Here is a 21,456-nt window from a genome sequence, read left to right on the forward strand (position 1 = left end):
GACGCGGCGGTATCGGCGCCGTGTCCTGCCTCCTGCGCACGCACCAGCGGGACCGCGGCCGGCCGTGAGGAGGTAGCTTCGATGACGAAACGGATCGTCTGCACGAGCGCGCTCGCGCTCCTGCTGGTTCCTGCCGCGGCGTTCGCGCAGATTCAACAGGTGGGCACGTCCTCGTCCTCGTCGCACGACTCGCGCGCGACGGTCGATTTTTCTTTGGGCTACCTCGGACTGCGGGGCATCGATTCGCGTCCGAGTACCGACGTGCTCGTCAACGATCTGATCAGCGCGCAACCGCTGCTGTTCGTGGTGAGCGACTTCAACGGGGCGATCGGCGGCGGCGAGTTCCTCTATGCGGTGCACCCCAACATCGAAGTCGGCGTCGGCGTGCAGTTCGCGCAGCGCCTGGTTCCGAGCGTCTATGCCGATCTCACGCATTCGACCGGCGATGAGATCCAACAGGATCTGAAGCTGCGCCAGATTCCGGTGTCGTTCACCGGCCGCTATCTGATCCTGCCCAGGGGCAGCAAGGTCGAGCCCTATGTCGGCGCCGGGCTCGTGGCGATCCGCTATCACTACAGCGAGGTCGGCGAGTTCGTCGACGTCGACGGATCGATCTTCCCAGGGTCCTACTCGACGGATGGCGTGGCCACCGGTCCGGTCGTGCTCGCCGGCGTGCGCGCGCCGGTGTCGAACTGGACGGTGGGTGGCGAGTTTCGATGGCAGCGCGCAGAGGGCAAGAATCTCCTGCAGGACGGATTCCTGGGCGACACGCTCGATCTCGGGACCTGGCAGTTCAATTTCACCGCGGGTCTCCGGTTCTGAAGGAGGCGAAGGAGGGCGAAGGAGCCGAAGCGGCATGCTCCTTCGCTCCTTCGCCCTCCTTCGCATCCTTCCTCTTTCGATAGAGCGCCACGTTCCCGCCGGCGGCGACCCGTTCGAACCCGCTCAGGAAGTTGTCGTCGTGGTGCGCCTGCCAGAAGAGCGCGTCGCCGCCTTCGGGAGGCTCCTGGATGGCGATCCAGTCGACATAGGGTGACGGATGGCGCACGGCGTGGATCCAGATCTCGCCGTTGCCCTCGTGCAGGAAATCGGCGATGGCGAAGCCGTCGGCCGACAGGTCGTGCATGTAGTGGGCGAGTGACCCCATGCTCATCATGATCGGCTGCCCGTCCCAGTGCGCGCGGAGATAGGTGGTGACGGCCTCGCGTCCCCGCTGGAACGCGGCTTCGCGCTGCGATTCGACCACGACCGGCGCGTTCGCCTGAAACGGCGGCGCCTGCCAGACGGCGATCGTGACGGCGACGACGGCCACCGCCGGCCGGATGCGATTGGGCAGCAAGGCGACGCCGGCGCCCGTGAGGATCGCGGCCGCGGCCACGAGCGGCACATCGTAGCGGATGCGCACGGGATGTCCCTTGACATACGCCGACCACGGCAGCGCCGCGCAGGCGGCCAGCGCGAGGACGAAGAGGAGCGCCGAGCGCTGGCGTTCGGTCGCCGCCGCCCATCGCGGGGCGCGCCGCTGCAGGGCGAATATGGCCACGCCGATCGCCGAGGCCGCCGCCGCCCAGGGCAGGAACGAGCCGGTCAGCTCCACGAGCCCGTTCCAGAGTTCCGTCCACGCGAGCCAGGGGTGCCAGAGAGCGGGATTGTCGGGGACGAAGAAGCCGCTCGAGACGAACCACGCGCCGACCGTCACCTTGCTGTTCACCAGGAACGCGGCGACCGTCCACAGGGGCCACCACGCGAGCCCGCGCACCGCCCGCAGCGCCGCGGCGACGGGAATGCCGCGCCGAACCAGCACGACGAAGGCCAGCGCGATCGCAGCCGCCACGATCGGCCACGCTTCGTAGCGTGAGAGCGTCGCTGCGACGATCGCCCAGCCGGCGGCCTTGGTCGATCCGGTTGACGTTTCGCCGGAGCTCACGCCCGCGAGCGAAGGCGGACAACACCATGCGGCGATCGACGCGACCGCGAGGAAGGTCGTGCCGAACAGCAGCGGCTCGGTCATCGGCGTGCTCTGCAGGTAGAGCACGTCGGGATTGAGCATCAGCAGCGCCGCCGTGGCAGCGCCGCCGCTGAGCGACCCGGTCGCGCGGTGAATCAGGTGCGCGGCGGCGGCCGCCGCGACCGCCATCGAGAGCACCGAAATGGCGATGGCCGAGGCGCCGCTGCGATAGAGCGCGTCGTTCTGGATCGGCAGCAGGTTGAGCAGGTGGGGCAGCGGCAGCCATACGGCGCCGACCTGCTGCCATCCCGGCGTGAGGCTGTCGAGGACGCGGCGCGCCACCACGAGATGCGCGCGCGCGTCGTAGTGGGCGAGTGCCAGCCCCGCGCGCCAGTAATGCACCGCGCCCGCGAGCCCGACCGCACCTGCGCCGACGCCACAAAGAAGAGATGCGCGCTTCGTGGTCATCGTGGCCGGCGGCACTTAGTCTACTATTTGACCAGTGAAGAGTTTTCTCGCGGCGATCCAAGCTGCCGCCGTGGCGATGGGCGGCCCGGGCCTGTTCCTGATCGCCTATCTCGACTCCTCGTTTCTCTCCTTCCCCGAGGTCAACGACATCATGATCATCGGGATGGTGATGCAGCGTCCCCATCTGCTCGTCTACTACGCGCTGATCTCGACGATCGGGTCGGTGCTCGGATGCCTGTCGATCTACTACCTCGCGCGCAAGGGAGGCGAGGCCTTCCTCCGCAGGCGGTTCAAGGATCATCACGTCGACCGCGCGATGGTGTTGATCCAGCGCTACGGGCTGCTGGCGATCGTCGTGCCGGCGCTGCTGCCGCCGCCGGCGCCGTTCAAGATTTTCGTCCTCATGGCGGGCGTCGCGGCCATTCCCGTGTGGCAGTTCGCGACGGCGATCTTCATTGCACGCATCATCCGCTACGGCGGCGAGGGGCTGCTGGCGATCTGGTACGGCGACCGTGCGTTCGCCTTCCTGCAGGACCACGCCGGCCAGATCGGCTTCAGCTTGGCGGGCGCGGCTCTCGTCATCGGGGCTGCCTGGATCGCGTGGCAGCGACGCACGGGTATCAGGAGCGCCGAGGCGTCCGACCCCCCGGGGTAGCCTGAAGAGCTCAAACAGGGTATAATTGGCGGTTCACGTACGACTGTGATCCGCACCCTGCGAACCTCTACAATCAGGCTCTCGATCGTTGGCGTTGGGCTCCTGCTCTGGGCCGGCTGTTCCGGCCACCGGCCGACCGCGCCGACGCCGACGCTTGCCGTCGTGTGTCCGGCGAACGTGTCGGCGCGCGCCGGCGTCGACGCCATCGACGCGAGCGTCACATACAGCAGCCCGACGGCCACCGGCGGCAAGGCGCCGCTCTCCACGACCTGTTCGCCGAACTCGGGCTCGAGCTTCCCGGTCGGTTCTACCCCGGTCTCGTGCACGACGACGGACGCCGCCGGCGACCGTGCTGAATGCGCGTTTGCGGTGAGCATCGATCCCGCGCCGGTTCCCCAGCTCACCTACACCAAGTATCTCGGTTTCGGCGACAGCGAGACGGAAGGGAAGGTCAGACACGCGCCGCTGGAATTGATGGCCAACTCCTACACCATCAAGCTGCAGACGATGCTGCAGACCCGCTACAGCACGCAGTCCATCGTCGTCGCCGACGACGGATACGGCGGCCAGCAGGCCGTCGATCCGGCGACCTTGGCGCGCTTCGATGCGGCGCTCGCGCGCGAAACGCCGCAAGTCGTCTTTATCTTGGACGGCGCCAACGACCTGCTGGCCCGGCAGACCGCGGCCATCGGTCCGGCCATCACGGCGATCGCCGTACTGGGGCAGCACGCCACCGACCACGGCGTGCAGGTGTTCCTCGCGACGCTGCCGCCGATGAACCCCGACCTGCAGGGATCGAGCAATGCCAACGCGGTGCCGCCGTTCAACACCCAGCTCGCAAACCTGGCGGCGCTCCGCAACTACACCCTGGTCGACATCAATGGCGCGTTCCACGGCGACCTGGGTCTCATCGGGTCCGACGGCCTGCATCCGACCGATGCCGGCTATCAGGTCATCGCGCAGGCCTTCTACGACAAGATCGTTTCGCTCTACGAAACGGCTCCCACCACCAAGCTCGCGTTCAGGCGTTAGCTGCTGTATAATCAAGCGTTTACAAGTAGATGGGTCCGGAAATCTCCGTCGTCATTCCGATGCGGAACGAGGCGCCGAACGTCGACGACCTCTACCGCGAGCTGACCACGACGCTGACGGCCTTCGGCCGCACGTACGAGCTGGTGATGGTCGACGACGGGAGTACCGACGAGACGTTTACCCTGCTCGCGGCGCTGCAGGCCAAAGACAGCCGCCTGCGGGTGATCCGGTTCCGGCGCAACTTCGGCCAGACGGCGGCGTTCGCGGCGGGCTTCCGCCACGCCCGCGGCGCCTGCATCATCACCTCCGACGGCGATCGGCAGAACGATCCGGCCGACATTCCCGCGCTGGTCGACATGCTCGAATCGCAGAAACTCGACATCGTCTGCGGCTGGCGCAAGGACCGCAAGGATCCGTTCCTCAACCGGCGGCTGCCGTCGATGATCGCCAACGCGGTGATCTCCCGTGCCACCGGCGTCCGGCTGCACGACTACGGCTGCTCGTTGAAGGTGTTCCGCGCCGAAGTCGTGAAGCAGATGAAGCTCTATGGTGAGATGCACCGCTTCCTGCCGGCGATCGCCAGCGAATTCGGCGTGACCATCGGCGAGCGGGCGGTGAATCACCGCAAGCGCACGCACGGCAAATCGCACTATGGCATCACCCGGACCTTCCGCGTGATCCTCGACCTCATGACGGTGAAGTTCTTGAGCAGCTATTCGACTCGTCCGCTGCAGATGTTCGGCAGCGTCGGCATGATCCTGAATCTTTTCGGCTTCCTCGCCGGCGCGCGCGTCGTCTACGAGCGGTTCTTCGGCTACCAGTCGGCGAACCGCCCGCTGCTGTTCGTCAGCATCGCGTTGATTCTCGGCGGCATGCAGTTTCTGGCGACCGGCCTCGTCGCCGAGTTGATGGCGCGGACCTATCACGAGTCGCAGGACAAGCCGACCTACGTCATCAAGGAAATCCGGGAGACGCCTCCGGTTCGCGGCGAGTTGATCAGTGCATAAGGCGAGGCTCGTCTGCGCGATCGCGTTGGCGGCCGCCGGTTCGCTGTGCCTGGCGGCGTGCGGCGGCTCGAAGCAGCCGACGTCGCCGAGTACGGGCGGCGGTGGCGGCGGTGGCGGCTCGCAGACCCCGCCGGCCAACGCCCTGCCGGTGATCGATTCGTTCACCGTGCAGGGGAGCCGCGCGCCGCAGGAGCCGGCGAACTTCGCCGACGTCGGCGAGACGATCGCGGTCTCGGCCAAGGCGCACGACGACGACACGCCGGCGGCGCAGCTCGAGTACCAGTGGTCGGCCACCGTCGGGACGTTCAGCGGCAGCGGCGCCAGCGTGAACTGGACGGCGCCGTCGACCGCCTCGACACCGCTCGACGTGACGATCACGCTGACGCTCGTCGACCACTACGGCTTCGCCGGGCAGGCGCCGACGTTCACGCAGAGCGTCAGCGGCGCCGCGTTCCTGTCGCTGCACGATTCGGTGAAGGAAGTGGGGGCGCTGGCGCGCCAGTTCCTGCTCGACTTCTCCGACTCCACGGTGCCGGTCGCCACGGTCATGCGGAATTTCGATCCGACGTGTACGGCCGAAACCGAGGACGTCACGTTCAACCGGCAGCACCTGCGAATCACCTCCTACGACATCGGGCAGCCGACAGTCGTGATCCCGTTCGGCAATGCGTTCTGCACCGCCATCAACCAGGCGGATCACGCGCGCACACAGCACGGCGACGCCTGCTCGGGCACGCCGTCGCACTGGGTCTCGACGCTGCTCGACAACAACACCGTGCAGGTCGTCGACGGCACCGACTGGATCACCGGCTTCTACAAGCCGGCGCTGAAGGCCTGGAAACTGTGCGACAGCCAGTTCACCGGCACGTGCAAGGGGTGCAGCGTGGCGGGGGCGTCGGCGCTGAAGTACTTCCGCTGACGAGCGGCGTCGGCGACAGTCGGACGAGCCAGTATCTTGTTCGGTACAGAAGTGTCGCGCGTCAGATATCTCGCGTAGAAACGACGGCGCCCGACTCTGTCTCCAGCGTTCGGCGCAGCCCTTCCGGCAGCATCACCAGCGGCAGCCGGTTCTGCGACAGGAACTTCCGCGCGTCGTACCAGAAGCCGTCGTCGACGACGAGCGTGAGTCGCCAGTAGGTGACGTGCAGTCGGCGGGGCACCAGCGCGCCGACGAGCGGGCTCCAGGCCACACGCCGCATCACGCTCCACGCGAAGCCCGGCACACGCAAAGGGCGCTGGCGGCGGGCCAGGACGGCCGCAATGTCGGTTGCGATATCCGCAAGCGTGACGTCCTCACCGCTGCCAAGGCAGTAGATCTCGTTGGCCGCGTCGGCGCGCACGCCGAGATCGATCAGAATCGCGCCGACGTCGTCGACGAAGATGACCGACGTCTTGCCGGGCCAGTTGACGCGGCTGATCAGCCCACCCCCCTGCACGCCGGTGATCAGCAAATCGAACATGCCGCCCTGCTTGCCGCCCGGACCGTAGACGGTCGGCAGCCGGTTGATCGTCCACGTGTATCCCAGGCGCGCCGCGGCGTCCTGAATGATGCGTTCGCCGCCGAGCTTGGTGACGCCGTAGGCGGTGCGCGGCGTGTAGGGTGACGTCTCCGTGATGGGCCCGCTCGCAATGCCGGCGCGATCGTGGACGGCGATGGAGCTGGTGTAGACGAGGCGTCCGCCGCGGATCGATTCACCCAGCCAGGCGAGCAGGTTCGCCGTGCCGGCGTCGTTGACGCGGTGCTCTTCTTCGGGCGTATCGGTGTCGATGTTCGCGCCGAGGTGGAACACGAGGTCGACGCGGGGCGGCGGAGCAGAGGCAGAGATCGGCGCCTGGGTCAGGTCGCCCTCGATCACCGTGACCCCCGCCTGGCGGAAACGCTCGGCGGCGGCGGCTTCGTGCGGCTTGCTGGCCGTGTGCGAGAGCAGGGTGATACTGGCGGCGCCGAAGCGATCGATCAACTGGGGCATCAACCGCCCGCCGATGAAGCCGGTGCCCCCGGTGACGAAGACGGTCATCCGCCGAAGGCCGGCGCGCCGGCGCGCTTGAAGACGAACACGCGCGGATGATCGAAGAGGCGGAACGTCAGCTCCGCGGCGTCGTCATCGATCTGCACACCGAACAGCGACGGATAGACCTTGAATGTCTTGATCTGCTCGAAACCGAGACGGCCGGCGAAGAGATCGTCGTAGTACTTCTTGACGGCGGCGTGCGGTCCTTCCGGCAGGTGCTGGTAGAACTGCAGGTAGGTGTCGTCCATCACGATGTAGTCTACCTGCGCGAGGCGCGACTCGATGTAGGCGCGCTTGGCGTCTTCCGGCACGTGGCGATCGTAGAGATAGACGTAGGTGTCGAGTGCCACGAAGTGGTACTGGTCGTCGCGCACGCCGCCGTGCTCGGACGGACGCAGCAGGTAATCCCGGTTGAAATCGGTCCGGGTCAGGTATTCGCCGAACGGCACCATGTTCTGGGACGGTTCGATCAGCACCTTCGCGCCGAGCGGCACGTGGTGGAGGACCCAGGCTGACGCCGTGAGCCGCGCGTCCGGGGCGACGAAGACGTGAAGATAGGCGGCGGCCCAGAGCGCCGTGGTGCCGACCACGATCCAGTTGACCGCGAGGCCCAGCCGGCGGCGCGGCGCTGCGACGAGATCCGAGCCGAGTACGCCGGCCGCGATCGCGAGCGCCGGCACCAGCGGCACGGCATAACGTGCAAACGGAGTAATCGTGCGGCCGGCGACGAGAACGTAAGCGACCGTGAACGCCGCGCCGACGGCGGCGCCGCGCTCTTTCTTCCAGAACAGCCAGACGACTCCGGCGAGCCCGGCCAGCTCGAAGGCAGGACCGAGTCCCCACCACAGCAGGTTGGTGAACCAGAACAGGTGCGGAGAGGCCACATCGGCGAACTGGGCGGTCCAGATCGGCTTCCACGCGCCGGTGAGCGGCGCCGTCACCCAGTCGCGGATGTCGGTGCGCGCCTTGTCCCAGTAGAGCAGCGGCAGAGGATCCGCGACGAAGAACAGCACGAGGGCGATGAGGCCCGGGACGCACGCGCGGATGGCGCGGCGCAGCATGCCGGCGACGTCGAGCGACGGGGCCGCCAGGACGTAGGCGAGTCCGATCACTGGCGCGAGAAACACCGCGGTGTACTTGCACAGCAGTGCCGCCGCGAACGCGGCCCCGACAGCGACGTCTCGAGGCAGGCTGATGCCGCGCTCCAGGACCCGCATCAGCGCATAGAGGGTGACCACGCTGAAGAAGGTCATCGGGATGTCGACGGTGAAGAAATGCGACTCACGCAGGTGCATCACGCCGAACGCGACGAGCGCCGCCGCCAGCAGGCCCGCGCGCACCCCGCCGATTCGCCGGGCGATCGCGTAGACCACGGGAATCGTCGCCGTGCCGACGGCTGCCGAGATCAGGCGCCCCATGATCATGAACGTGACTTCGTCGCGCGGGGCGTTCAGCAGCAGCGGATGGCGGGCGGCGATTTCGTAGAGCTTCCGGACCACGAGCAGCACGTACATCGGCCCCGGCGAGTACATGAAGAACTTGGGCGACATCGCCGCCTCGCGGAAGCTGCGGGTCATGGCATCCGCGGCCGCGAACACCACGTGCTCGTCGATGTGGAAGTGGTAGTAGGGGGCGCCCCAGCCCAGGTTGTAGAAACGCAGGAACGCTCCGGCGGCGACGATCAGCAGCAGCCAGAGGCGCGCGCGCAGGGACGCCGTCACATCAGATTGCGGAAGAACGACCACAGGTACGCCGCCCACAGCTTCCAAACGCTGACTTTCGAGGTGCCCCAGCGCCGCTCGTACTCGTGGGTCGGCACTTCGTCGACCCGGTAGCCGAGCTTCAGCGCCCGCATCAGCATTTCCTGCTCGATGGTCGTCAGGTTCGACTTGAGCCCGAGCTTGCGTCCGACGTCGCGGCGGATGGCCCGGAAGCCGTTCTGGCTGTCGGTCAGGCGCGAGCCGAAGCGGTAATTGATGGCCAGCATGATGATCTGCGAGCCGCTGTAGCGGATGAACTGCTCGAGCGTCCCGTGCAGTTCGTCGCTTCCGCCCTTGCCGCGCGACCCGATGACCATGTCGGCCGCGCCGGCCTTGATCGGGCCGACCAGGGCCGGGATGTCCTTGGGATCGTGGGAGCCGTCGGCGTCGATGAACACCACGATCTCGCTGGCGGCGGTCTCGAGCGCGCGGCGCAGGGCCTCCCCCTTGCCCTTGCCGCCGTCGAGCTCGACCCGTGCGCCGTGCTGTCCGGCGATCTCGCGCGTGCGATCGGTCGAGTGGCCGTCGATGACGAGTACTTCGTCGGCGTACGGGCGTACACTGTCGACGATCTCGCCGATCAGCCCTTCTTCGTTTTTTGTCGGAACGACAACCGTGACGCGGTCGGCAGACAAGCTCAGATCCCAGTAAGTATATGGAAACGCCGAGGTAAGGGTCAAGGCGGCATTGACCTCGACGGGGCCGTCTGTTACGATCGACATGTTCTTGAACGCAGGATGCTGACCAAACAGATCGGCTTTGGCGCGGCGATTGTCAGCGCCAACGTCCGCAGCCCGGCCCTCCCGTACAAAGTCACGTTCGTCGCCACCTACCACTGCAACTTCCGCTGCGAGATGTGCAACATCTGGCAGAAGAAGAGCGTGAACGAGATGACGCCGGCGGAGATCGCGCTGTTCTTCGAGCGCTGGCCGCAGTTCAAGTGGGTGCAGCTCACCGGCGGCGAGCTGATGATGCGCCGCGACATCGACGAGGTGATGGCGGCGATCCAGACGTCCTGCCGGTCGCTCTATCTGGTCAGCTTTCCGACGACCGGCTGGTTCGGCGACAAGACGGTGAAGCTCGTCGAGAACACCTTGAAACGCGGCATCGGGCGGCTGATGGTCACGATCAGCATCGACGGTCCCAAGGCGGTGCACGAAGAGATGCGCGGCCTGCCGGGCGCCTGGGACAAGGGGATCGCCACCTTCCGACGGCTGCGTGCTCTCAACGGCCCGCACTTCCAGACCGTGATCGGCATGACGCTGCTCGGCAAGAATGCCGGGCTCGTCGACGAGACGGTCGCCGCGATCCGCGAGGCCATCCCCGATTTCGACCGCCGCGAAATGCACCTGAACATCGGCCACGAATCGGGACACTACTACGACAACAAGGGCGTCGGCTCGCGTATGGCGCCCGAACATGCCAAGGTCGTGAAGGCGATCGAAGATCATCGCCGCGCCATCGGCACCGGCATCCATCCGGTGAATTTCCTCGAGCACCGCTACCAGGCGCTGGTCGGCGCGTACTACGAGACGGGCCGCTCGCCGCTGCCGTGTACCGCGCTCTCGACCTCGTGCTTCATCGATCCGTACTGGAACGTCTTCGCCTGCTCGATCTGGGACGCGCAGGTCGGTAATCTGCGCGACAACGGGTTCGACCTGAAGGCGCTGTGGGATTCGCCGGTCCGCACGGCGCGGCGGCAGGACGTGATCGACGAGAGCTGCCCGCACTGCTGGACGCCCTGCGAGGCGTATCCGACGATCCTCGGCAATCTGGCCCGCGCCGTACGGCCCGCCGCGCCGCAGCAGCCCCCGCTTCCCGCGGAAGCGGCCCGCTGACGCGTCGCGTCGCATGAGCACCGTTCTCGTGACCGGCGGCGCCGGGTTCCTCGGCGTCAACCTGCTTCGCTACCTGCGCGACCGCGGCTACGGCCTGGTCTCACTCGACATCGCTGATTTTCCCTACCCGGATCTGCAGGGCGTCGTGCGGGTCGTGCGCGGCGACATCCGCAAACCGGCCGACGTCGAGACCGCCATGGCTGGCGTCGATCTGGTCGTCCACTGCGCGGCAGCGCTGCCGCTCTATCCGCCCGACGACATCCACACGACCGACGTCGACGGCACGCGGCGCGTGCTCGAGTCGGCGAAGGCGCACGGCGTCAGCCGCGTCGTGCACATCTCGTCGACCGCGGTCTACGGCATTCCGCAGCACATCCCGGTCGTCGAGACCGATCCGCTCCATTCCGTGGGACCCTACGGCAAGGCCAAGGTCGAGGCTGAAGAGGTCTGCGACGAGTTCCGCCGGCAGGGGGTCACCGTTCCGATCATCAGGCCGAAATCGTTCGTCGGCCCGGAGCGGCTCGGCGTCTTCGCGTTGTTCTACGATTGGGCGGCCGACGGGCGAGGGTTTCCGATTCTCGGCAACGGCCGAAACCGCTACCAGCTGCTCGACGTCGAGGATCTCTGCGGGGCCATTCTGCTGTGCCTGACGCTGCCGCCCGAACGCGTCAACGACACGTTCAACATCGGCGCGAAGCAGTTCCTGACGATGCGCGAGGACTACCAGGCGGTCCTCGACAAGGCGGGATTCGGGAAGAAGATTACCGGCCTGCCAGCCGCGCCCGCCATCCTGACGCTGCGGGTGCTCGAGGCGCTCGGGCTGTCGCCGCTCTACAAGTGGGTCTACGAAACAGCGGCGAAGGACTCCGTCGTCGGCATCGAGAAGGCGGAGCGGGGGATTGGGTATACGCCGAAGTTCTCGAACCGCGACGCGCTGCTGCGCAACTTCGAGTGGTATCTCGCGCACCGCGACCAGTTCCGAGACGCCTCCGGCGTCTCCCACCGCGTTCCGTGGAAGCAGGGCGCGCTCGGGTTCGCCAAGAAGTTCTTTTAGCGTTTCCCCCTGGCCTCGGGTTCGGCGCACGGCCGTCGCGTCACTCTGCTAGAATAGACAAGTCCGTGTCCACCAACAGGTTCCGGCTGAACTACCTGGCGAAGACGGCGGCTGGCGTGCCGCGCGACCTCGTCAACACGTTCATCAACTCGCGCATCCACCCGATCCGGCCGACGGTGCTGATCTACAACTGCACCTGGGTGTGCGACGCCAAGTGCGAGATGTGCTCGAACTGGAAGTTCGGCGATCGCAAGAGCGACATGACGCTCGCGCAGCTCGAGCCGGCGCTGGCGAGTCCGTTCTGGGGCGCGGTCGAGAACCTGAACATCTCGGGCGGCGAGCCGACGACGCGTCTCGATCTACCGGAGATGGTGGCGCTCTTTCACAAGCACCTGCCCCGGCTGCGGAAGATCGGCATCAACACCACGGGTCTGACGCCGACGCGCGCGATCCCGATGTTGACCAAGATCGTGAAGTTCTGCGCGGAGAACGGACTGCTCGTCAGCATCCGCGTCTCGCTCGACGGCATCGGCGACGTCCATGCGCAGGTCCGCCACGTCAAGCAGGCGTTCGAACGCGCCGGCAAGACGATCGAGGCGATGCAGGCACTCGCCAGGGAGCACGCGAACTTCCAGTTCGGCATCGCCTCGACGATCTTTGCGACCAACATGGAAGACGCCGAGAACATCCTCGCCTGGGCGCGGACCAAGGGGCTCGACGTCGTCTTCAACATGCTCCGCTTCACCGACGCGATGCTCCACAACAAGGGCCTCGAGGAGAAAGTCGGATTCAAGGCGCGCGAAGAGCAGTTCATGCGCCGGTTCTTTCTCGATCGCGTGCAGGAAGAATCGGTGCTGAGCGGCCAGGCCTTCATGTACCTGCACTACGCCGACATGATCGCCAACGGCTATCACCGTACGATGCCGTGCCCGTTCCAGAGCCAGGGGCTGCTGCTGAATCCGAACGGCGATCTGCACTACTGCGAGAACTCCGAGAAGATCGGCAACGTGCTCGACGAATCCGTCGAGTCGCTGTACTTCAAGGCGGAGAACCTGAAGCACCGCCAGCATCTGAAGGACAGCGTCTGCCCGACCTGCCTGAGCCCCTGTCAGGTCAACGTCGGCGCCATGAAGCAGTTCGTGCCCTACGCCAAGTTCCTCAAGCGGGCCTATCAGGTCAAGCGGGATCCTGAGCGGCACGTCGCGACCCTTCCCGTTACACCCTGATCGGGATCGCGGCCGCGCTTGCGGCTGAGCCCGCGCCCGGGAGTCCTGCGGCAATGGAGACGCCGCGGGACGAGTCCGCCCCGCGGCCGGATGGCACTCTACCGAACGATGGTCACGACGAACGCGCCGGAGTTGTCGCTGGCGCCGGCATCGTTGACGCCGAGATAGAGGCGGCCGTTCGCCGGCATCGTGATCGGCTGCGAGTTCGAGCCGATCGGGAAGGGCGTTCCGGAGCCGACGCGGCCGATCAGCGCGCCGACGGCGGCCGCCGGCACAGGCGCTCCGGCGCGGTTTTCGGTGCCGCTGCCGTCAGGGCCGATCATGTCGGTGCTGTTCTGGCGGATGGCCACCTGGCCGGTCGTCGAGAAGGCGATCCGGGCGCCCTTGCCGACGGTGATGCCCGTGTCGGTCCACGACTGATTTGCGTTGACCTGAATCGCGCCGGCCGGCAGCACCTGACCGGTGGTCCCGGTCGCCGTCGGCGCCGGGGCCGTGGCGAGCACCGACGCAAACGCCGAGCGCGCCGCGTCGGCGTTCATGTACAGGCGGCTGACGTTGCCCAGGTTGACGTCCTGGCGTCCGCCCGACGCTGGGTCGATCGTGAGGCTGCTTTCCTTGATCGTGTAGACCTTGCCGTGGATGACGTTGCCGTCGCGCAGCACCAGCATGTTGCGCTGGAGCTCGGAGGTAGTGCCGGTCGGCAGCTGGTTGAGTTCGGCTGCGGCGGGATCGCCCGCCCCGAAATCGATCATCGCGATGTTGGAGGCCGGATAGGCGTGTTCGGTTCCGTTCTCGATCAGGCTGAAGTCGGCGGTGTTGTGGTACACGAGGGTGCCGGTGTGGCGCTCGCCTCCGTTGAGGACGAAGGTGACCTGGCGGTTGGTGTTGAAGGTCGGCTGCTGCGGTGCGGCGGCCGCGAAGGTCGCTGGCAGGGCCATCGCCGTCGTGAGGAGCGCCGTATGTAGCACGCGTCGCATTGGTTGTCTCCTTGCGTTGAACATAACTAAGCTCGACACCAATGGAGCAAGATTCGAGCCTACTCGGCCGGACGTCGCGCGGTGTAGTCGGCTACGTACAGAACAGCCCCCGGCACGGTGCCGAGCACCCCAAGTGCCAGAAACAGCACCGATAACGCGAAAGCCGCCGGGGCGGCAGCGCCGGCGGGCACGAACAGATACTTGAAGGCCAGCTGAGCCGTGCCGAGGCCATTGATAGTCACGGGCACCTGGATCAACAGCACGATGATCGGCACGAACGCGCAATATGCGATCGCCGGGACGGTCAGCCCCAGTGCCACGCCGAGGCAGTACGCCTGCGCGATGCGGATCAGCTGCACCGCGATGGAGAGCACCAGCACCCGGAGGAGGACGCCGTGGTACTGCGCATAGCGGCGAACCGCCTCTGTGAGTGACGCCGTCACGCGGTGGAGGAGGGGCACCGGCAGCATCCGCGCGAGCGCCACCACTGCCGCGGCGGCGCGGTCGCTCAGCACGATCGCACCCGACACCGCGCAGCCCGCCATCGTCAGGGCCAGCAGCCACACGACACCCGACGGGACGCCGAGCCGCGACGCGAACGGCAGCGCCCCGGCGGCGACGATCGCGACCGAGACGATCCCGAGCAGCCGATCCAGCAGCACCGAAGCCGCCGACTCCGCCAGGTGCACGTCGTAGCGCGACAGCGCGTAGGCGCGATACGAATCGGCCGCCACGCTCGGCACGAAGTTGCTGACGAACGAGCTGACGAAGAACACGCGGAGCACGGCGAAGAACGGCGGCCGCGACCCAGGCGTCAGCGCTTCCAGCAGATCGATCCAGCGCAGCGCCATCAGCGTGCGATCGACGAACACGAGCGCGACGGCGCCGGCGATCCAGCGCAGGTCGGCGCCTCGCGCGGCGCCGATCACGCCGGCCGGGTCCGACGCCCACAACACGTAGGCGGTCAGCCCGACCGCGACAACGAGCCGGATCGCGCTCCGCAGACTCACAGTCCCGACGGGACCTCGTAGAGCGTGACGTCCGGGAACCGGTTGATGGGCGTCAACCGCGACAGCACTGCGGCGTTGACGTGATCGGCGCTCGTGACGATCACGTGCGTGACGTGATACCGGCGGAGGAGATCGAACGCGGCCGTCGGACTGCCGTCCGCCGAGCTGAAGAAGGCATTGACGTCGTTCAGGCGCCCGGCGCTTCCGACCGCGTAATACGGATGTCCCCACCCGAGCACCACGCGCCGTTCCGCCAGGATCGCGATGAGCGACGGGCTCTCCGGATGATCGTGGAGCACCACCGTCTGCTCCGGATCGGTGCCGTGCAGCGTGTTGGCGATCGCGACCTCGCCGCGGCTGATGCTGACGCGCGGCTCGCGCCGATCGTCGGTCCATTTCAGGGAGAGGAAATGCACGGTCGTCGGCAGCGAGACGAGGATGGAGGCCGCGACCGCCGCAGCGCGCAGCGCGGGCACGCGAATGCGCAGCAGCGCGGCGGCGGTGAAGATCCACAGCAGGTAAAGGCCGGCCTGATAGAACTGCAGCGTATCGACGTAGGGGTCGGTCGTCAGCACGAATGGAATCAGGATGCCGGCCGCAGCGCACCAGCCCGCGACGCTCCAGGCCGTGGCGTCTTCAGGCATCCGGCGCCGCACGGCCCGCCAGACGCCGGGCAGGCCCAGCCAGCGGACGCCGAGGCCGCCGGCGAAGAACAGGATCGTTGCGGCGATCAGCACGAGGGGGTGGCGCAGTACGGGCGCCGCGGGCGCGACGGCACTGTCGAGCCATGCCTCGAGATTCAGCTTGAGCAGCATCCTGCGCGGCAGCAGAAACGGATCGATCAGGAACCGCGAGCGCCGATCCTGTTGGGTGGCGATCGCGTAGACGAACGGCAGCGTGAAGACGGCTGCGAGGACGAGCGTGGCCGCCAGTCTCCGTCCGTCGGCCATCCGCCAGGCGAAGAGCGCCGCCGGCGCCAGGCCGGCCGCCACCACCATGAACGCAAACGGCTTGAACTGAAAGAGCACCGCCAGCATGGCGGCGCTCAGCACGATCCATCCGATCGACCGGGCCTGCAGTGCGCGTGTCACGCCGTACAGCGTCCCGAAGAAGACCGGCAGTGTCGGCGTCCAGGTGTTGAAGTGCAGGACTTCCACCGTCGGCGACAGGAAGTTCGTCGACCAGAGCAGATAATCCCACTCGAACGTGGCGTGCGGCAGCAGCCACGCGGCGAGATAGGAAAAATCGGCTGCGACAAGGGTGAGCAGCACCGCCAGACACGCCACCGCCGACCGGGCCAGGCTGCGGACGTAGACGTACATCGTCAACGCGCCGAGGCACAGGCAGGCCGGCCATGCGTATCGGAAGTACATCGTCAGCAGTGGTACGCCGGCGAAGCGGCGCACCATGGCAAAGACGAGCTGCGGATAGTAGGCCGCGTTCAGCATGTGCCCTGAATAAAAGGACGCCGCTGGAGGAACGGTGTGCGTCGATTCCGCTGCCATGACCGCGTAGTAACTCAGGTCCATGGAGTCGTAGAAGCCGTAGACGGCGATGCCACCGGCGCCGACGGACAGCCGGTGCGCGAACGCGATCGCGCCGGTCGCGGCGGCGACGGCCACGATGACCCCCGCCGCCCACCAGTCTTCGCGACTGGTGCGCGGGCGCGGGCTCGGACTGGTCGCGTACGCGGCGGCGGCGCCTGCCAGCGCGAGCAGCGCCGCGGCGACCGGGAACGCGCCCAGCGCGTGCACGAGGCCGAGCGCGACCACGACGAGCGGCAGCAGCGCCGTTCCGACCGCGAGGAACACGATGGCGCGGCGGAGCGGGTCCAGTTCGCGCGTCAGCCACGCTGCAGCGAGTGCGCCCGGGCCGGCGGTGAAGAGGAGCCAGGCGAGCAGGAATCTGAGCAGGGGCAACGCGGGACTTATCTTACAAGGAGGGGACCTACAGGAGAGCAGGGAGGGGCGTACGTGAAAGAGAGCGCCCGCCTGAACGGGCGCTCTCTGGACAACCCCGTGACGCGCCTATCGCTGCGTCATGCGGAAATTGCTGAAGGTGGCGGAATTGACGAAGCTCTCACCGCGCGGGGTGCACCCGAGTTCGACGCGGTGATTCGGCGGATTGTAGGCGCCGTTGAACCCGTCCTGGAACCACATGTGGCCGTTGACGGTGACCGAGAATCCGCCAGGGTTCCAGCTGAACACGAAGTGGTAAACGGTGTTCGCGTTCCAGTCCTCGGTGTCGTCGCGGCGCGCTTCATGGTCGCCGGGGTCGTCTTCGCCGGCGTCGCCGTTACGCCAGATCAGCTTCATGCCGCGATCGGAATCCGACCGCTGCTCGAGGTGCATTTTCCACGGGCTGTTCCGGAACGCGCCGAAGTCATTCCAGGTGCCGGCGTCTCCCATGGTGAACCACTTGACGTCCTTCTCGAACGAGGCCCCTTCCTCTTTGCCGAAGCCGGTCACGTCGAACTCGGCCACGCAGTTGTTGCAGGTGGGGATGTCGTAGTCGATGGCGTCGTTCAGCGAGGCGCTCTGCCAGCCCTTGCCGATGATGAAGCGACCGCCGTTCACGATCCCGACCGACGTGCCGTCGAGCAGCGGATCGAAGATGTTCGCGCCGTTCTTGAACTTGCCGATCGTCTTGAAGGTCGCGTCAGGCGACCAGGGGGCACTCTGTCCCTGGTAGGTCGCCTGCACGCGCCAGGTGTAGGTCGTGTTGGGCGAGAGGCCGGCGGGCGAGTAGTTCACGGTCGAGCCCGCCACCGGGCCGACGGTGGTTTCCGAGACGACGGTCGAACCGCTGCGGACCTGGAAGTGGTACGACAGCGACAGGTCAGTATAGGTACCTTTAGTCGTCGACGCCGTCAGTACAGGAGGATCGCTCTGCACCTGGCCGCCGCCAGTCGGAGCAACTGTGCCGGGCACTCCGGCTTTGAGAAGGAATCCGTCTGCGGTCGTGGCTGTGCCCGATGCGGACGACGATGGCGAGGTGGGGTTTTCCGAATTCTTGCTACAGGCGAGACCGAGGGCGAATACGCCTACGGCGCCGCACAGAAATACCGTTCGGTTCATCAATGGCTACTCCGGACTTGAACGCTGAGATTGGTCGTGAAAGGCGGTCATCGTAACACAAAAGTGCACGAAACTACCCGTGTTCGCGTGCTACCATGGCGCTTCCAACAAGAGGAGACGTGCATTTGAAATCGAAGACGATGCTGAAAACTGGAATGCTGGCCTTGTGCGTGCTCGCGGCGCCTGCTCTTGCACACGCCCAGACGATGCAGTGGACAAATAAAGGATTCATCAGCGTGAATGGCGGCGGACAGTTCGGATCGCACGACCTGACGACGACCTCCACGTTCGATCAATATGGAGAGACCGCGACGATCACGACGGCGCAGAAGGTGAAGAGCGGCGGCCTGTTCGACATCGGCGGGGCGTACCGCGTGTGGGGCAACAACCTGCTGGCCGGCGTCTCGTTCACGCATACGGCCTCGACCGACAGCGTCAACATCACAGGGGCAATTCCGGACCCGCGCTTCTTTGGCTCGCTCCGCAACGTCAGCGCGTCGCAGGGCGGGGTGAAGCATTCTGAAACCGCCGCGCATTTCGACGCGATTTACATGATCCCGCTCGCCAACAAGATCGACCTCGGCGTTTTCGGAGGCCCGTCGATTTTCTGGGTGTCGCAGGACACCGTCGGCAATGTGACGGTCACCGAGCCGACGCCGACGCTCACCGCGACGCTGCAGAACGTCAGCAAGACCGAAGCTGGCATCAACGTAGGCGCCGATCTGCAGTACGTCGTTCACAAGACGTTCGCCGTCGGCGTGCTCGCGCGCTATACCTGGGCCAACGCGACGATCGAGGGAGCCGACAAGAAGCTCACGCTCGGTGGCTTCCAACTGGGTGCCGGCGCCCGCGTCCGCTTCTAGCCGACCGCTCGCTCTGCGAGGGTCATCGCCACCCGAAACGATCGCAGGCCACGCAGGCCAGACAACGACAAAAGGCCGGCTTCCTTCAGGGGGGCCGGCCTTTTCTGCTCTCAAGCGGCGGGCCGGCGCCTCGATCGGCGTCCGGCCGCACGTGTTCAGGCTGCGTTGCCTCGCTCGAGAACCATCGTGATCCGCACGAGACTGTCGCAACCCGGTCTCCCCCGTAGCCCTACTTCTTCGACGGGTCGATCGCCGGCACATAGAGCGATGGATCGACGAATCCGTTGTCGGACCAGCTCGGGCTGTTCGCGCCGCCAGGCCCGACGTCGCCGATCACCTTGTAGATGTGGCCGTCGGGATAACAGATGCGCCCGGCCGAGAAGATGTTCCCCTGCCAGGGGACGATATTCTCGCCGCCCGTCTTGACCAGCAGGCCGGCGCCCCCGGCGCGAAGCGCCCACGCGACGCGCTTGGTCACCTCGAACGCGCCGAATTCGTCGGTCGGCTTCGGCTGCGTCGCCCAGATGCACTCCACCAGCTTCTGGCGGTCGCCGTTGACGAGCGCGTCGCAGCTGGCGGTGCTGCCGCCTCCACTGCCACCGCCACCGCCGCCGCCACCACCACCAGGAGGAGGCGCGGGCGCCGCCGGTGTCACGAACGTTTGCGTCACGCTCCAGCCGCTGGTCGTTTCGCTGTCGGCCGCACGGACCCGCCAGAAGAAGGTCGTGGCATTGGCGAGCGGCGTGCTATTGAACGTCGTCTGGCCGCTGCCTTCGTTGACGACGCCGGCGGCGAGCAGACGCCCAAACGCCTGGTCGCCCGCGACCTGGAACTCGTACGACAGATAGCCGACCGGCCCCACGGTCGCTGCGTTCCCCGCGACGAGTGTCGGAGTGGTGGATGCCGCCGGAGCGTTGTTGATCGGCGACACCGGCGTCGGCGCGTTCACGACCGCGTGCGGGTAGATAGCGAATGCGGAGCTCACGATCGCGCCGCTGTTCGCGCCATCGTCGGCCCACGCCCGCCAGTAGTACGACTGGCCGATGGCCAGCTTGTCGAGGGTGACCGAGGTCTTGTTGCTGGCGCCGGGCGGCACTTTCGATCGCGAGAAGACCTTGGTGTTGAAACCGGCGTCGGTTGCCACCTCGAAGGTGTAGGTCAACGCCCGTTCCCCGTTGGTCGTGGCGTTTTGAATCACCAGTTGGATCGGTTGTTCCGATTCCTTGAACGAGAAGCCCTGCGCCGGCTGGAGCAGGACAGGAGCAGACACGGTCACGCCGGCGATCGGACCGGCAACGGTCGGAGCGGTCGGTGTGGAGCTTTTTGCGGTCTCGCATGCGGCTGCCGCAGCCAGCAGCAGAATGCAGGGAAAGAGGTGGAGCTTTGACCTCATGTTGCAACCTCGGCGAACTTGGAACGGACCGACGACGCGGCGCACGGGCGTGCAAGACCGTGCATGTTGGCCTATCGGCGGATAGGCCAGTGAGCTTTAGGGGAGCTCGGCCACTGGGAAGCGGCCTGCCGAGTTAGGATACCACGGAGCGGCGGAGGTAGGCCACCCCGCCGCTGAGCGAAAACAGCATCATCAGAGCCGCCCCGACGAACGAGACGAGCAGGGCCGATTCGAGGGGCAGTCCCAATCGGGTGAAATAGAACCCGAAGGTGGCTTCACGCACGCCGAACCCGTTGACCGACAACGGGATCATCTGCACCACGAACGAGACCGGCACGATGACGGCGAGTTCGGTGAACCCGATCGGGATATTCATGCTTCGGGCGATTGCCAGATAAAAACCGACGAGGATGCCCTGGACGAGAATGGCACCCCCAAAGCACTCCGCGATGGCGGTTGGGGTTTCCTTGAATTTCGTAAGCGCGAAGGTCAGCTTTTCGAGCCGCGCGTCCACCCATTCCTGGTGGAAGACGCGAAGCGGCTGGAGCAGCCGAGCTACCCGCTCGGGAAACAGCAGCGCTGGCGTGGCGATCATCGCGCCGAGGCCGAACCCCGCCCACAGGATGCCGGGGCCCACCCGTCCGACCACCATGTGGTGCATCAGCGTGGCCCCGATCGCCGCCATCAGTGCCAGTCCGAGCAGGCCGAGGCCTCGGTCGATCAGCACGACCGTCGTCGCCAGCGTCCGCGACCCGATCACTCTCGCAGTGTCGGTGATGCGGATCACGTCGCCGCCGATGTTGCTCGGCAAAAAATTGTTGAAGAACGCCGCAACCAGGAACGACTGCGCGAGGAAGGAGAAGGGCAGATCGACGTGCTGCGCGCGCAGCAGGATCCGCCAGCGCCAGGTGCTGATGAGGACGACGACGAAGTAGAGCGCGAACGCCGAGCAGAGGAGCAGCGGCGACGCCGTACGCGCCACGCTCCACAGACGGGACACGTCGACGCGTGAAAAGAGGAGGTAGAGCAAGCCCAGACTGACGACGGCCTTGATGGCGCTCAGCAGCAGCGATCGAACGCGCGAGTGCCGTGTCGGTTCGGCCGGTACTGTCATCGATGGCTGGGCACGCGGGACT

19 protein-coding genes are annotated in these 21,456 nt (G+C 66.5%); 9 read left to right on the plus strand and 10 right to left on the minus strand.

Annotation, left to right across the window (positions count from 1 at the left end; genetic code table 11):
• Positions 1-81: 81 nt before the first annotated feature.
• Positions 82-822 (plus strand): hypothetical protein, encoded by a 741-nt coding sequence (locus VGI12_07240; protein HEY2432453.1) that lies wholly within the window; start codon positions 82-84, stop codon positions 820-822.
• Here the strand turns inward: VGI12_07240 and VGI12_07245 are convergent.
• Positions 800-2,416, minus strand: a complete 1,617-nt coding sequence (locus VGI12_07245) for a hypothetical protein (protein HEY2432454.1) — start codon at positions 2,414-2,416, stop codon at positions 800-802. The genes VGI12_07240 and VGI12_07245 overlap by 23 nt on opposite strands.
• A 34-nt stretch (positions 2,417-2,450) precedes the next feature.
• On the opposite strand from VGI12_07245, the gene VGI12_07250 reads away from it, so the two are divergent.
• The 4 genes from VGI12_07250 to VGI12_07265 all read left to right on the plus strand — a co-directional run bounded on the left by VGI12_07250 (position 2,451) and on the right by VGI12_07265 (position 6,029).
• Positions 2,451-3,071, plus strand: coding sequence for a VTT domain-containing protein (locus VGI12_07250; protein ID HEY2432455.1), 621 nt, complete (start codon positions 2,451-2,453; stop codon positions 3,069-3,071).
• Positions 3,072-3,233: 162 nt separating this feature from the next.
• Positions 3,234-4,103 (plus strand): GDSL-type esterase/lipase family protein, encoded by an 870-nt coding sequence (locus tag VGI12_07255; protein HEY2432456.1) that lies wholly within the window; start codon positions 3,234-3,236, stop codon positions 4,101-4,103.
• A gap of 29 nt (positions 4,104-4,132) precedes the next feature.
• Positions 4,133-5,110, plus strand: a complete 978-nt coding sequence (locus tag VGI12_07260; GenBank protein ID HEY2432457.1) for a glycosyltransferase family 2 protein — start codon at positions 4,133-4,135, stop codon at positions 5,108-5,110.
• The gene (locus VGI12_07265; GenBank protein ID HEY2432458.1) at positions 5,103-6,029 is read left to right on the plus strand and encodes a hypothetical protein; all 927 of its coding nucleotides are present in this window, start codon (positions 5,103-5,105) and stop codon (positions 6,027-6,029) included. Before VGI12_07260 ends, VGI12_07265 begins: the two co-directional genes overlap by 8 nt.
• A 61-nt stretch (positions 6,030-6,090) precedes the next feature.
• Here the strand turns inward: VGI12_07265 and VGI12_07270 are convergent, their stop codons facing one another.
• Genes VGI12_07270 through VGI12_07280 form a run of 3 tightly spaced genes read right to left on the minus strand, consistent with a single transcriptional unit; the run spans position 6,091 to position 9,517 of the window.
• The gene (locus VGI12_07270) at positions 6,091-7,128 is read right to left on the minus strand and encodes an NAD-dependent epimerase/dehydratase family protein (GenBank protein ID HEY2432459.1); all 1,038 of its coding nucleotides are present in this window, start codon (positions 7,126-7,128) and stop codon (positions 6,091-6,093) included.
• A complete protein-coding gene (locus VGI12_07275) occupies positions 7,125-8,843 on the minus strand; it encodes a glycosyltransferase family 39 protein (GenBank protein ID HEY2432460.1) in 1,719 nt (572 codons plus the stop codon). Before VGI12_07275 ends, VGI12_07270 begins: the two co-directional genes overlap by 4 nt.
• Entirely contained in the window at positions 8,840-9,517 is a 678-nt protein-coding gene (locus VGI12_07280) for a glycosyltransferase family 2 protein (GenBank protein HEY2432461.1), read from the minus strand. The genes VGI12_07275 and VGI12_07280 overlap by 4 nt, the downstream gene beginning before the upstream one ends.
• Before the next feature lie 102 nt (positions 9,518-9,619).
• Between VGI12_07280 and VGI12_07285 the strand changes: the two genes are divergently transcribed.
• The 3 genes from VGI12_07285 to VGI12_07295 all read left to right on the plus strand — a co-directional run bounded on the left by VGI12_07285 (position 9,620) and on the right by VGI12_07295 (position 13,000).
• Positions 9,620-10,720, plus strand: coding sequence for a radical SAM protein (locus VGI12_07285; GenBank protein ID HEY2432462.1), 1,101 nt, complete (start codon positions 9,620-9,622; stop codon positions 10,718-10,720).
• 13 nt (positions 10,721-10,733) lie between these two features.
• Complete coding sequence (locus VGI12_07290; protein ID HEY2432463.1) at positions 10,734-11,774, plus strand: NAD(P)-dependent oxidoreductase; 1,041 nt, start codon at positions 10,734-10,736, stop codon at positions 11,772-11,774.
• A 65-nt stretch (positions 11,775-11,839) separates the two neighbouring features.
• Positions 11,840-13,000, plus strand: a complete 1,161-nt coding sequence (locus tag VGI12_07295) for a radical SAM protein (protein HEY2432464.1) — start codon at positions 11,840-11,842, stop codon at positions 12,998-13,000.
• A 98-nt stretch (positions 13,001-13,098) separates the two neighbouring features.
• Here VGI12_07295 and VGI12_07300 read toward each other — a convergent pair whose 3' ends face one another.
• From VGI12_07300 to VGI12_07315, 4 genes are all read right to left on the minus strand, one after another.
• Positions 13,099-13,977: a hypothetical protein gene (locus VGI12_07300; GenBank protein ID HEY2432465.1), complete on the minus strand. Its 879-nt coding sequence runs from the start codon at positions 13,975-13,977 to the stop codon at positions 13,099-13,101.
• A 59-nt stretch (positions 13,978-14,036) separates the two neighbouring features.
• Positions 14,037-14,987: a lysylphosphatidylglycerol synthase transmembrane domain-containing protein gene (locus tag VGI12_07305; protein HEY2432466.1), complete on the minus strand. Its 951-nt coding sequence runs from the start codon at positions 14,985-14,987 to the stop codon at positions 14,037-14,039.
• Entirely contained in the window at positions 14,984-16,906 is a 1,923-nt protein-coding gene (locus VGI12_07310) for a hypothetical protein (GenBank protein ID HEY2432467.1), read from the minus strand. Before VGI12_07310 ends, VGI12_07305 begins: the two co-directional genes overlap by 4 nt.
• A gap of 108 nt (positions 16,907-17,014) precedes the next feature.
• Positions 17,015-17,917 (minus strand): fibronectin type III domain-containing protein, encoded by a 903-nt coding sequence (locus VGI12_07315; protein ID HEY2432468.1) that lies wholly within the window; start codon positions 17,915-17,917, stop codon positions 17,015-17,017.
• 287 nt (positions 17,918-18,204) lie between these two features.
• Between VGI12_07315 and VGI12_07320 the strand changes: the two genes are divergently transcribed.
• Entirely contained in the window at positions 18,205-18,927 is a 723-nt protein-coding gene (locus VGI12_07320; protein ID HEY2432469.1) for an outer membrane beta-barrel protein, read from the plus strand.
• A 229-nt stretch (positions 18,928-19,156) separates the two neighbouring features.
• Here the strand turns inward: VGI12_07320 and VGI12_07325 are convergent, their stop codons facing one another.
• Together VGI12_07325 and VGI12_07330 are read right to left on the minus strand one after the other, a co-directional pair.
• The gene (locus VGI12_07325) at positions 19,157-20,320 is read right to left on the minus strand and encodes a hypothetical protein (protein ID HEY2432470.1); all 1,164 of its coding nucleotides are present in this window, start codon (positions 20,318-20,320) and stop codon (positions 19,157-19,159) included.
• A 133-nt stretch (positions 20,321-20,453) separates the two neighbouring features.
• Positions 20,454-21,434 (minus strand): lysylphosphatidylglycerol synthase transmembrane domain-containing protein, encoded by a 981-nt coding sequence (locus tag VGI12_07330; protein HEY2432471.1) that lies wholly within the window; start codon positions 21,432-21,434, stop codon positions 20,454-20,456.
• Between the last annotated feature and the right edge of the window lie 22 nt (positions 21,435-21,456).

Source organism: Vicinamibacterales bacterium, assembly GCA_036496585.1.
Lineage (GTDB): Bacteria > Acidobacteriota > Vicinamibacteria > Vicinamibacterales > 2-12-FULL-66-21 > JAICSD01.

Excerpts from the sequence above, each read along its gene's own strand:
- VGI12_07240 (HEY2432453.1), top strand. The coding sequence starts at position 82 with ATGACGAAACGGATCGTCTGCACGAGCGCGCTCGCGCTCCTGCTGGTT.
- VGI12_07245 (HEY2432454.1), bottom strand. The coding sequence starts at position 2,416 with ATGACCACGAAGCGCGCATCTCTTCTTTGTGGCGTCGGCGCAGGTGCG.
- VGI12_07260 (HEY2432457.1), top strand. The coding sequence starts at position 4,133 with ATGGGTCCGGAAATCTCCGTCGTCATTCCGATGCGGAACGAGGCGCCG.
- VGI12_07270 (HEY2432459.1), bottom strand. The coding sequence starts at position 7,128 with ATGACCGTCTTCGTCACCGGGGGCACCGGCTTCATCGGCGGGCGGTTG.
- VGI12_07285 (HEY2432462.1), top strand. The coding sequence starts at position 9,620 with ATGCTGACCAAACAGATCGGCTTTGGCGCGGCGATTGTCAGCGCCAAC.
- VGI12_07290 (HEY2432463.1), top strand. The coding sequence starts at position 10,734 with ATGAGCACCGTTCTCGTGACCGGCGGCGCCGGGTTCCTCGGCGTCAAC.
- VGI12_07300 (HEY2432465.1), bottom strand. The coding sequence starts at position 13,977 with ATGCGACGCGTGCTACATACGGCGCTCCTCACGACGGCGATGGCCCTG.
- VGI12_07320 (HEY2432469.1), top strand. The coding sequence starts at position 18,205 with ATGCTGAAAACTGGAATGCTGGCCTTGTGCGTGCTCGCGGCGCCTGCT.
- VGI12_07325 (HEY2432470.1), bottom strand. The coding sequence starts at position 20,320 with ATGAGGTCAAAGCTCCACCTCTTTCCCTGCATTCTGCTGCTGGCTGCG.
- VGI12_07330 (HEY2432471.1), bottom strand. The coding sequence starts at position 21,434 with ATGACAGTACCGGCCGAACCGACACGGCACTCGCGCGTTCGATCGCTG.